This window comes from Chromobacterium piscinae (assembly GCF_021129175.1).
GTDB lineage: Bacteria > Pseudomonadota > Gammaproteobacteria > Burkholderiales > Chromobacteriaceae > Chromobacterium > Chromobacterium piscinae.
The window spans coordinates 1-10,982 of the sequence record NZ_JAJOHV010000106.1; the positions used below are offsets into that span (position 1 = coordinate 1).

The 10,982-nt window shown below is 64.9% G+C and carries 11 protein-coding genes and 2 pseudogenes; 5 read left to right on the top strand and 8 right to left on the bottom strand.

Annotated elements, in window-relative coordinates; translation table 11 throughout:
- From flgA to LQR33_RS24460, 5 genes and pseudogenes are all read left to right on the top strand, one after another.
- A partial coding sequence (gene flgA, locus LQR33_RS21440; protein WP_231470366.1) for a flagellar basal body P-ring formation chaperone FlgA occupies nucleotides 1-246 on the top strand: 246 nt, incomplete at its 5' end.
- Nucleotides 247-305: 59 nt separating this feature from the next.
- Complete coding sequence (locus LQR33_RS21445) at nucleotides 306-563, top strand: hypothetical protein (RefSeq protein ID WP_046158555.1); 258 nt, start codon at nucleotides 306-308, stop codon at nucleotides 561-563.
- Nucleotides 564-923: 360 nt separating this feature from the next.
- Nucleotides 924-3,500 carry a TonB-dependent receptor plug domain-containing protein gene (locus tag LQR33_RS21450; RefSeq protein WP_231470367.1) on the top strand — a complete coding sequence of 859 codons (2,577 nt, stop codon included), beginning with the start codon at nucleotides 924-926 and terminating at the stop codon, nucleotides 3,498-3,500.
- Nucleotides 3,501-3,685: 185 nt separating this feature from the next.
- Nucleotides 3,686-4,456 (top strand): annotated as a pseudogene (locus tag LQR33_RS24455) (PAS domain-containing protein); the annotation flags it as partial.
- A gap of 213 nt (nucleotides 4,457-4,669) precedes the next feature.
- Nucleotides 4,670-5,011 (top strand): annotated as a pseudogene (locus LQR33_RS24460) (methyl-accepting chemotaxis protein); the annotation flags it as partial.
- Nucleotides 5,012-5,094: 83 nt separating this feature from the next.
- On the opposite strand, the gene LQR33_RS21460 reads toward LQR33_RS24460, so the two are convergent.
- From LQR33_RS21460 to LQR33_RS21495, 8 genes are all read right to left on the bottom strand, one after another.
- Nucleotides 5,095-6,291: a tryptophan--tRNA ligase gene (locus LQR33_RS21460; protein ID WP_166438485.1), complete on the bottom strand. Its 1,197-nt coding sequence runs from the start codon at nucleotides 6,289-6,291 to the stop codon at nucleotides 5,095-5,097.
- Nucleotides 6,292-6,364: 73 nt separating this feature from the next.
- On the bottom strand, nucleotides 6,365-7,006 hold the full coding sequence (locus LQR33_RS21465; RefSeq protein WP_021477283.1) for a site-2 protease family protein: 642 nt from the start codon (nucleotides 7,004-7,006) through the stop codon (nucleotides 6,365-6,367).
- 78 nt (nucleotides 7,007-7,084) lie between these two features.
- Complete coding sequence (locus LQR33_RS21470; RefSeq protein WP_021477284.1) at nucleotides 7,085-7,726, bottom strand: site-2 protease family protein; 642 nt, start codon at nucleotides 7,724-7,726, stop codon at nucleotides 7,085-7,087.
- Nucleotides 7,727-7,751: 25 nt separating this feature from the next.
- The gene (locus LQR33_RS21475; RefSeq protein WP_046158561.1) at nucleotides 7,752-8,375 is read right to left on the bottom strand and encodes an L-threonylcarbamoyladenylate synthase; all 624 of its coding nucleotides are present in this window, start codon (nucleotides 8,373-8,375) and stop codon (nucleotides 7,752-7,754) included.
- Between the two features lie 18 nt (nucleotides 8,376-8,393).
- A complete protein-coding gene (locus LQR33_RS21480) occupies nucleotides 8,394-9,251 on the bottom strand; it encodes a 3',5'-nucleoside bisphosphate phosphatase (RefSeq protein WP_166438486.1) in 858 nt (285 codons plus the stop codon).
- A complete protein-coding gene (locus tag LQR33_RS21485; protein WP_021477287.1) occupies nucleotides 9,238-9,432 on the bottom strand; it encodes an oxidoreductase-like domain-containing protein in 195 nt (64 codons plus the stop codon). Before LQR33_RS21485 ends, LQR33_RS21480 begins: the two co-directional genes overlap by 14 nt.
- Nucleotide 9,433: 1 nt before the next feature.
- Nucleotides 9,434-9,649 (bottom strand): RNA-binding S4 domain-containing protein, encoded by a 216-nt coding sequence (locus LQR33_RS21490; protein WP_021477288.1) that lies wholly within the window; start codon nucleotides 9,647-9,649, stop codon nucleotides 9,434-9,436.
- A 207-nt stretch (nucleotides 9,650-9,856) separates the two neighbouring features.
- Entirely contained in the window at nucleotides 9,857-10,414 is a 558-nt protein-coding gene (locus tag LQR33_RS21495) for an AAA family ATPase (protein ID WP_221665261.1), read from the bottom strand.
- Nucleotides 10,415-10,982: the final 568 nt, after the last annotated feature.

Consider the following 10,982-nt stretch of genomic DNA (forward strand, 5'->3'; position numbering starts at 1 on the left):
GCTTCGCGCGCCGCGATCGCCGACGGCCAGCCCTTGCGCCGCCGCCAACTGCAGGCGCCGCTGCTGGTCAAGCGCGGCGCCGAAGCCCGCATCGTCGCCCGCCAGGACGGCGTCGAAGTCAATGCCGCCGGCGAGGCGCTGGACAATGGCCATCAGGGCGAAACGATACGCGTGCGCAATCTTTCCAGCGGCAAGGTGATCCGCGGCCGCGTCGGCCCCGGCGGCGAAATCGAACCGCTGGATTGAGCGCCGCGGATGGCGGTGGTGTATATCTCGATCAGGCATCCCGCCTCAAGGAGAACGCCATGAAGAAAGCGCTGACCGCCATCCTCGCCCTGCTGCCGTCGCTGGCGCTGGCCGCCCCCGCCGCCTCCGCGCCGCATGGCCGCGACCCGGCCCGCTTCGGCGAGATGAAAGCCAAGCAGCTGCAAATGCTGTCTCAGCACATCCAGGTGCTGCAATCCGCCCAGCGCTGCGTGCAGGCGGCGCAAACGCCGCAGGCGCTCCAAAGCTGCCGCGAAGCGCTGCGCCAACAGGTCGAGGCGATGCGGCCAGGCCATTAAGCTATCCGCCCCCCGATTTTCGCATCCCCCACCCTGGCTGGCGGCAAACCGCCGCTCATCCCACTCCGCCGCGCCGGCCAGGCCTCAGGCCACCCGCAAGCCTCAAACCGCCTGCCGTTCGAGGGCCGCGGAATCCGCGCGCAATATCCCGCCAAGGGAATTAACTAAGCGGAAACTTTCATTTCACATATCCGCTTCGCATCGATACATTCTGCATATCAGCTAATTATGTATTTTGTATCCACCATGCAAAGCATCAAACACTTCCCCTCAGCGCGGCTCATCCGCTGTCGCAGCCTGTCCGGCTAATCCTTCCCGGACAGGCGCACCGCTTCCTCCCATAACAAAGAAAGTTTCGTGATGATCAAACACACCCTGCTGCTGGCCGGGCTGGGCGCCGCTTTGCCTTTTTCCGCCCACGCCGCCGATGCCGGCGACAATTCGCTGGAGCGCGTCACCGTCACCGGCTCCAACCTGCGCGCCAGCTCCAAAGCCAAGACCAATCCGGTGCAAATCGTCAGCGCCGCCGACATCGAGCGCAGCGGCAAGACCAGCCTGCCCGACGTATTGCGCTCGCTGGCCGTCAACAGCGGCAACAGCTTCAACGAGCAGTACACCGGCAGCTTCTCGGCCGGCACCGCCGGCGTTTCGCTGCGCGGCCTGGGGCAGCGCAACACGCTGGTGCTGGTCAACGGCAAGCGCGTGTCCAACTACGCCACCGCCCAGGACCTGCAGGAAACCTTCGTCGACTTGAACTCGCTGCCGCTGAAAGCGGTGAAGCGCATCGAAATCCTGAAGGACGGCGCATCGGCCATTTACGGCTCGGACGCCATCGCCGGCGTGGTCAACATCATCCTCTACCCGTCTTACCAGGGCCTGGAGCTGGGCGCCGACATCGGCCGCGACACCAGCACCGGCCAGGACGAGCGCCGCGTGAACCTGCTGGCCGGCAAAGGCGATCTGGACAAGGACGGCTACAACGTCTGGTTCTCCTTCGACGCCCAGAAGCGCGACCGGCTCGACCAAAGCGGGGTGGACTGGCTGAAGGACAACGATTTCCGCGGCCAGCCAGGCGGCAAGCTGGTGCGCACGCCGACCAACTACTACAACGGCAACCCGACCCAGCGCTTCCCCACGGCGAACGGGCCGTTGCAGGACCTGGACTACGGAGCGGTCAACCCCGGCAAGAGCGGCCGCATCTGGGCTTACAATCCGGCGCAATACACCACGCTGATTCCAGGCATAGAGCGCTATCACGCCGCGCTGCACGGCAGCTACCGGTTGAATGCCGCCACCGAGGCCTACGCCGAATTCCTGTACGGCGCCAATCACAGCACGCAGATCTTCGGGCCGCCGCTGTCCATCTCCGGCAGCCTGCGCGCCTGGGACGCGGCCTCGCAATCGCTGACGTCGATCAGCAATGTGCTGCCGGCCGGCAATCCTTCCAACCCGAACATCGCGCCGACGCCGATCACCGCCAACCTGTTCGATCTGGGTCAACGAAACAAGACCGACAGCGTGTCGTTCCGCCGCCTGCTGCTGGGCGTCAAAGGCAGCGGCGACGCCTGGGACTGGGACGTGTCCGGCCTGTACTCCGACAGCCGGCTGCGCGAATACGCGTATAACTTCGTCAACCGCTACGCCTACGAGCGGCTGCTCGCCAACGGCGGCTACAGCTTCATCGACCCCTCGCGCAACAGCGAGGCGGCGCGCGACAGCCTGCGCATCAGCACCATGCGCCCTGCCTGGTACCGCGTCGCCAGCCTGGACGCCACCGCCAGCACCGAACTGGCGCAGCTGCCGGCAGGCCCGGTGGGCTTCGCCGCCGGCTACCAGCTGCGGCGCGAGATGATGAACGCCGGCACCTCGGCGGAAGTGGCCAGCGGCACCGAGCTGCGCCCGGCGCTGGACCTGATCCGCGGCGGCCGCACCATCCAGGCGGCTTACGGCGAATTCAACGTGCCGCTGCACAAGACCCTCAGCCTCAACGCGGCCGCCCGCGCCGACCACTACAGCGACTTCGGCAACGCCTTCTCGCCCAAGCTGGGCCTGCGCTACCAGCCGCTGCAAAGCCTGACCCTGCGCGGCTCGGTGTCGCGCGGCTTCCGCGCGCCGTCGCTGCCGGAAATCACCAGCAGCACCGCGGTCAGCTACAGCGCGGCGCAAGACCCGTACGATCCGCTTACGCCCGGCCAGAACGTCGCCTTCACCCACCTGATCACGGCGGATCCGAACATCAAGCCGGAACGATCCACCAACGCCAACCTGGGACTGGTGCTCGCGCCCAGCGCCGACACCAGCGTCAGTCTGGATTACTACCGCATCCGGCAACGCGACGTGATCGGCCTGGAGGACGTCGGCAACATCATCCGCAACCCCGGCGCCAATCCCGGCGCCATCGTCCGCGACGCCCAAGGCCGGCTGCAAACCATCACCCAGCAATTCACCAATCTGGGCGACCGCGAGACCTCGGGCTTCGACATCGAGCTGCGCCAGGGCTGGAAACTGCCCGGCGGCAAACTGACCCTGGCCGCGCAATGGAGCCGGCTGCTGTCGTTCCGCCAGCCGCTGCAGCAGGGCGGCGACATGCAGGAAGGCGCGGGCAGCAATCTGCTGGGCGCGCTGCCGCGCTGGAAAGGCCAAACTTCCGCCAGCTGGGATGCCGGCACTTGGTCGTCCACCCTCACCTGGTTCCATACCGATGGCTATGCCCAGACCGGCAGCGACACCACCCAGCAGCGGGTGGACGGCCTGGACACCCTCAACCTGAGCGCCAGCTACGCCGGCATCAAGCGCACCACGCTGACCGCCGCCGTGCAGAACCTGACCAATCGCCGGCCGCCCTGGGACTCCAACGCCAGCCACTATTACGACGCCACCCAGTACGACCCCGGCGGCCGCGCCTTCACTCTGGGCGTGCGCTACAAGCTGGACTGAACCTCAAGCCACCGGCATGACGGCGCTCGCCAAGCGGGCGCCGTTTTTATTGCCGCGGCATCATCAAAGATCAGTAAATCTACCTATTCTGTATTAATCTGCACTAGACAGTACCCATAAGACCGCCCGCCCGAGGACGGCTTGAACACGCTACTCGCCCTAGTTTTGATTGAAGGAATGCAGGAATGGTCTTTTTCACCCGATCTCTCACCCGACAGCTTGAAACCACCCAGCACAGTCTGGCGCAAGTCCACAGCAGGCTGGCCGCCATCGAGCGCTCAATGGCGGTGATCGAATTTTCCGCCAATGGCGACATTGTTCAGGCCAACGACAACTTTTTGAACGCGATGGGCTACCGCGCCGACGAGATCGTCGGCCGCAACCACCGCATGTTTTGCCCGCCCAGCTTCGCGAACGGCGCGGACTACCGGGAGTTCTGGCAGAAGCTAGGCCGCGGGGAGTTCCAATCCGGCCACTTTCTCAGATTGCGCAAGGACGGCGGCGAAATATGGCTGGAGGCCAATTACTCGCCCATCGTCGACGAGGCGGGCAAGGTGACCGGGGTGATCAAGGTGGCCACCGACATCACCGCCCAGGTGCAGGCGGAGCAGGACAGCAAGGCGCTGCGCCAGGCGATAGACCACTCCATGGCGCGGATCGAGTTCGATCTGGACGGCAACATCCTGGACGCCAATGACAATTTCCTGAAAGTATTCGGCTACCCGCGCGCCGAAGTGCTCGGCAAGCAGCACCGCATGCTGTGCGAGGCCAGCTACGCGCAAAGCCCTGAGTACGGCCAGCTGTGGCAGCAACTGCGGCAGGGACGCTTTCTGGAAGGGCAGTTCCGCCGAGTGAACCGGAACGGCGACGTGATCTGGCTGCAGGCCACCTACAACCCGGTGCTGGACCCGAACGGCCGGCCGGTGCGAGTGGTGAAGTTCGCCAGCGACATCAGCGAGCAGATGATGAAGCTGCGGCAGCAGGCGGAAAACGCCCAATCGGCGGTGCACGCGTCGGAAAACACCGAGCAGCTGTCGATACAGGGCAGCTCGGTGCTGGAGCAAGCCACCACCGAGATCAACCGCGTGGCCGGCAGCGTGGAAACCTCGTCCGGCATCCTGTCCAAGCTGGGCGACAGCTCCGACCAGATCGGCAGCATCGTCAACACCATCAGCGACATCGCCGACCAGACCAATCTGCTAGCCTTGAACGCGGCGATCGAGGCGGCGCGCGCCGGCGAAATGGGCCGCGGCTTCGCGGTGGTGGCCGACGAAGTGCGGAAACTGGCCGAACGCACCAGCCAGTCCACCGGCGAGATATCCGGCATCGTCAAGAGCATCCAGGACGATTCCCGCTCGGCCATCGACGCGATGCGGCAGATGCAGGAGTTGGCCGGCAACAGCCTGCAGCTGGCCGATCAGGCGCGCAGCGCGATCCAGGAGATCCGCACCGGCGCCCGCGACGTGGTGCTGGTAGTGAAAGAAGTGTCGGAATTGCTGCAACAGAGCTGAAACGCCGAAGCGTCGAAAAAAACGGGCCGCGATCATGCGGCCCGTTTTTCATTCCATCCAGCTGCGCCGGAGGCGGATCGGCGTCAATAGCCCAGACCCAGCGCGGCGCGCACGTCGTTCATCGTCTCGCGCGCCACCCTCTCGGCGCGGGCATTGCCGTCGGCGAGGATTTCGGACACCAGCTTCGGATTGCTCAGGTATTTTTCCGCGCGCTCGAACATCGGCTGCTGCTCGCGCACCACGGCGTCGATCACCGGCTGCTTGCAGTCCAGGCAGCCAATGCCGGCGGTGGTACAGCCGGCCTTCACCCACTCTTTGGTCTCGCCGTCGCTGTACACCTCGTGCAGCTGCCACACCGGACACTTGGACGGCGTGCCCGGATCGGTGCGGCGCACGCGAGCCGGATCGGTCGGCATGCCGCGGATCTTCTTGCTCACCGTCTCCGGCGCTTCGCGCATGGTGATGGTGTTGCCGTAGGACTTGGACATCTTCTGGCCATCCAGGCCCGGCATCTTGGACGCGGCGGTCAGCTTGGCCTCGCACTCCGGCAGGATGATCTTGCCCTTGTTCTCCAGCCAGCCGTACAGGCGCTCGCGGTCGGCGGCGCCCAGATTCTGGCTGGCCGCCAGGATATCGCGCGCCTGCATCAGCGCTTCCACTTCGCCGTCCTGCAGATAGCGGTTGCGCAGCTGTTCGAACAGCTTGCCGGCCTTGCCGATTTTCTTCACCGCGGCCTTCGCCAACTCTTCGAAGTTGGGTTCGCGGCCGAACATGTGGTTGAAGCGGCGCGCCACTTCGCGCGTCAGCTCGATGTGCGGCACCTGGTCCTCGCCCACCGGCACCAGCCCGGCCTTGTACACCAGGATGTCGGCCGCCTGCAGCAACGGGTAGCCGAGGAAGCCGTAGGTGGTCAGATCCTTGTGGCTCAGCTTCTCCATCTGGTCCTTGTAGGTCGGCACCCGCTCCAGCCAGCCCAGCGGCGTCACCATCGACAGCGCCAGATGCAGTTCCGCGTGCTGCGGCACCTTGGACTGGACGAACACGGTGGACTTTTCCGGATCGACGCCGGAGGCCAGCCAGTCGATCACCATCTCATTGATGGACTTGCCGATGATGGACACATCGTCGAAGTTGGTGGTCAGCGCGTGCCAGTCGGCCACCATGAAGAAGCATTCGTGGCTGTGCTGCAGCTCCACCCAGTTCTTGATCACGCCGTGATAGTGGCCAAGGTGCAAGCTGCCGGTGGGGCGCATGCCGGAGAGAATGCGGTTGGCGGACATATTGTTATGCTCTCGGTTGCGCGGGAAATGAAAAGCCGCCGGCTCCATCCGGCGGCCAGGCCCGCTCAGGGTTCTAGAAAAACAATTGCAGCAGATGATACATCAAGACATACAGCGGCTGCAGGATGACGCCCAACAGGCCGCTGGCCACCAGGATGAGCAGCAGCCACATGCCCCAGGTCTCGGTCTGCGCGTAGCGCCAGGCGATGCCGGGCGGCAGCAGGCTGTAGACGATGCGGCCGCCGTCCAGCGGCAGAATGGGCAGCAGATTGAGCAGCATCAGCGAGATGTTGATGCTGATGCCCGCCTTGCTCATCAGCATCAGCGGATCGCGATAGGCGCCGTCCATGCCCAATGCCAGTTTCAGCAAGGCCACCCAGGCCAGCATCATCGCCAGATTGGCCAGCGGCCCGGCCGCCGCCACCCAGCGCATGTTCTGGCGCGGCTTGCGCAAGGCGTTGAAGTTGACCGGGACCGGCTTGGCCCAGCCGAACACGAAGCTGCCCAGCCAGATGGTCAACAGCGGCAGCAGCACCGTGCCTATCGGGTCGATGTGCTTGAAGGGATTCAGCGTCATCCGCCCCTGCAAATAGGCGGTGTCGTCGCCGAAACGGCGCGCGGCGTAAGCGTGCGCCGCTTCGTGCAAGGTGATGGCCAGCAATACCGGCAACGCATAAATCGTGACTTGCTGCACCAGCTGATTGGGGTCGAACATGTCCGTTCTCCGCGCTCCGCCACGCTATCAACATGACAGCCCCGCGCGGATTTGGCAAATCCGGCCGCAATCGCGCCGCTACAAAACCAGGCTCAAAATCAGCATGTTGACCAGTTTGAGCAGCGGCATCAGCAGACCGCCCAGCACGCCGGTGAACATCAGCAGCAGCAGGATCCAGAAGCTGTAAGGCTCCACCTTGGAAAACTGCCAGGCCGCGCGCGACGGCAGCAGCGACTGCAGGATGACGCCGCCCGGCAGCGGCGGCAGCGGAATCAGCGTGAAGATCATCAGCGCCACATTGACCTTGATGCCGATCAGCCCCATCCATTGCAGCGGCGCGCGGAAATAGTCCGGCGCGTAGGCGGAGGCGGCGATCGCGCCGGCCCACAACAGCGCCATGACCAGATTGGCCAGCGGGGTGACCACCGCCACCTTGGCCAGGGCGGTGCGCGGCTTGCGCATCGCGCCCGGATTCAGCTGCAGCGACTTGGGCCAGCCGATGATGAAGCCGCCCATCGCCACGCCTATCATCGGCAGCACGATGGAGCCGATGGGATCGATGTGGGCGAAGGGACTGAAGGTGCGCCGCCCGGTCATGTAGGCGGTGCGGTCGCCCAGGCGGTCGGCCATGAAGGCCTGGGCGCCGGCGGGCATGGTGATGGCGAACAGCACCGGCAATATCGACACCGCCAGCGTCTGGATCAAAGAGAGTTCCTGCATGATTTCCTAACAGACGAAAAATGAATCAAAAACCGAACGGCGCGAGCGCGCCCTTGCCCTCGCGAACCAGTTCCACGCCGTCGGTCATGTCGATCACGGTGGTCGGCTCGGTGCCGCACCAGCCGCCGTCGACGACGGCGTCCACCTGGTGCTCCAGCCGCTCGCGGATTTCATAAGGATCGGAAATCGGCGCGTCGTCGCCCGGCAGCATCAGGGTACAGGACAAGATGGGTCCGCCCAGCTCTTCCAACAAGGCCAGCGCCACCTTGTGATCGGGCACGCGCAGGCCGATGGTGGCCCGCTTCGGGTGCAGCGTGCGGCGCGGCACCTCCCGCGTGCCCTGCAGGATGAAGGTGTAGCTGCCCGGCGTGGCGCTCTTCAGCAGCCGGTACTGGCGGTTGTCCACCTTGGCGTAGTTGGCCAGCTCGGACAGATCGTGGCACACCAGCGTCATCATCCGCTGCTTCAGGTCCACGCCGCGGATGTCCAGGATCCGCTCCATCGCCTCCTTGTCGCCGAGCGCGCAGCCCAGCGCGTAACAGGAATCGGTGGGATAGGCGATCACCCCGCCCTCGCGCAGGATCTTCACCGCCTCGCGGATCAGCCTGGCCTGGGGATTGTCGGGGTGGATCACGAAGAATTGCGCCATGTTCTTGTCCTTGTTATGTCAACCCGCCGGCCTCAGGACGCGCGCTTCCAGCTCGCGCCAGATCGGCTTGCAGATGGGCGGCAAGTCCTCGGTATGGCCGACGTCGCGCCCGCCCTCGCCCGGCGCGTGGAAATCGCTGCCGCTGCTGGCGTAAAGCCCGTGGCGGTCGGCGTGCAGCGCGAACTTGTGCATGTCGTCCAGGCTGTGGCTGCCGCAAGCCACCTCGATGCCCTGGCCGCCGGCGGCCTGGAAGTCCAGGATCAGCCGCTCGATCAGCGTCTTGCCCATATCGTAGCGGCCGGGATGGGCGATCGCCGCCATGCCGCCGGCGCCGACGATCCAGCCGACGGCGTCCGCCAGGCTGGCCCATTCGTGCGCGACGTAGCCCGGCTTGCCCGGCGTCAGGTACTTGCGGAATACGGTGCGCATGTCCTTGACCGCGCCGCTGTCTACCAGATGGCGGGCGAAATGGGTGCGGCTGATCATTTCCGGATTGTCGCACCAGCGCATCGCGCCCTCGAAGCAGCCGGCTATGCCGGCCGCCTCGAGCGAAGCCCCCATCAGCCGCGCCCGCTCCAGCCGGCCGTCCCGTATCGATTTCAAGCCAACGGCCAGCGCGGGCTCGTCCGGATCTATGCCCAGGCCGACGATGTGCACCGTGTGCCGGCCCCAGGTCGCCGAGATTTCGACGCCGTTGAGGAAGGGGATGCCGTGCCGCGCGGCAGCGGCGGCTGCCTCGGCCAGGCCGCCGGTGCAATCGTGGTCGGTCAGCGCCAGCAAGGACGGCGCGCGCGCAGCGGCGCGGTCTATCACCTCGGTCGGCGTCAACGCGCCGTCCGAAGTTCTGGAATGGAAATGCAGATCAATATTGGCCATCGTCGCCTCCCGCGGCCCGCCGCTCCGCCTGGCGTTTCTCCCAGGCGGCCAGCCGCGCGCGGTAGGCGCGCAGCTCCTGCTGGTGGATATCCAGGATGCACGGTTCGCAGCCGCTGCCGCAGCACATGTCGTCGCCCACCTCGAACGGCGGCTCCGGCATGATGTCGGCGGGGTCTTCCATGTCAGGCCGCCTCGACCGCGATCAGGAAGCCATCGCCGCTGACCTGCTGGCCGGCGCGGATCTTGCAGGTCTTGCGCAGCTCGACCTGTCCGTCCACCGACACATTGCCTTCGGCGATGAAATGCTTGGCCGCGCCGCCGGAATGGCAGACGTTGCAGGCTTTCAGCAGATCGCACAGCGCGATGTACTCGCCGGAGAGTTGGTAAGTTTCCTTCATGTTTTGCACACTCGTTCTGGACAGGCTTGTGAGCGGCCTGTGGACAAGGCCGCCAAGCCCTTAATCTGTCTGATGTTTTCTTTGCCGCCCATTTTTTAGGCAGCCTCGCCGGACTATCCACGCCGCCGGCGAACAATATTGTGGAACCGCTGTGGACAAGCGCGGCAAACCGCTGATTCGCTTATCCATTTTCGGTCTGATCATTTTTTAGGCAGGCAGCAACGGCAAAAGTGCCGCCATCGCCCGCGCCAGCCGCGCCTCATGCGCGCCGGCCAATTCCACCGCCGCGATGCCCTCCCGCGCCAGTTCTTGCCGATGCAGATCCAGCAGCCAGTCGCGCTGGGCAGGATGGCTGCGCAGCGGGTCGGGCTCCCAAGGGATGTCGGGACAAGCGAGCACGGTCAGCGCGTAGTCCCGCGGCCGGTATAAGGCCAGCAGCGCGTCCGACGCCTGCCCATGCGCCACTTCGGCCCAGATCTTGCAAGTCAGCGCCGTGGTGTCGCACAGCAGGATGCCGGCCCCGGCCTCTTCCGCCCTCGCCTCCGCCGCCAGCTGTCCGGCGGCGATCGCCTCGATGTCGGCGATGCTGGACACATAAGGCCTGTCCGCATAATAGGCCCGGGAATACTCCTCCACCCACGCGGCGCTCATGCCCAGCTCTCGCAATCGGCGCGACCAATCCCGCGCCAGCGTGCTCTTGCCGCTGGACTCCGGCCCGACGATCGCCACCCGGATAGGCCCGGCGGCCCTTTGCTGCCCCATCATCCGTCTTTCCCGGCCTTCGCCGGCCATTGTTCAGGCCAAGCCGGACATTATACCCCGACGGACCGTGGTTTCCCGGATTTTCACAAACGCCGGGGACAGCCCTGTGAGCCGGCTGTGGACAATAGCCGCAAAGCATTGAATGCCTTTATCTTTCCCAACGCTGATTATTTTTTAATCATTTCAATATTTTTTCCCCACCGCCGGTGCAGAGCCGTGTGGACCGGTTGTGGATAGTCGCGGCAAGCCGCTGTATGGGAAGGAAAAACCAGTTCCGCCTGTTTTTTAGGCAGTTTTGCGCGCCGGCGGCCTGGAGTCATCCCCCGCGCCGGTACACAAAGCTGTGCGCGGCATGTGGACAAGTCACCCAAGCGCCTGATTTTCCATGACCTGCCTCTGTCTGATTATTTTTTAAGCAAAAATGCCGCTTATACCCCATGGAGGCAAAGCCGGACCATCGCGCCGGTTTCCCACACTCGCGGTGCAAAGCCATGTGGAAGCGTTGTGGACAAGCCGCGCAAGTCCCTGAACGCAAAGCATGAAAAAAGGCTGCCCATTTTTTAGGCAGCCT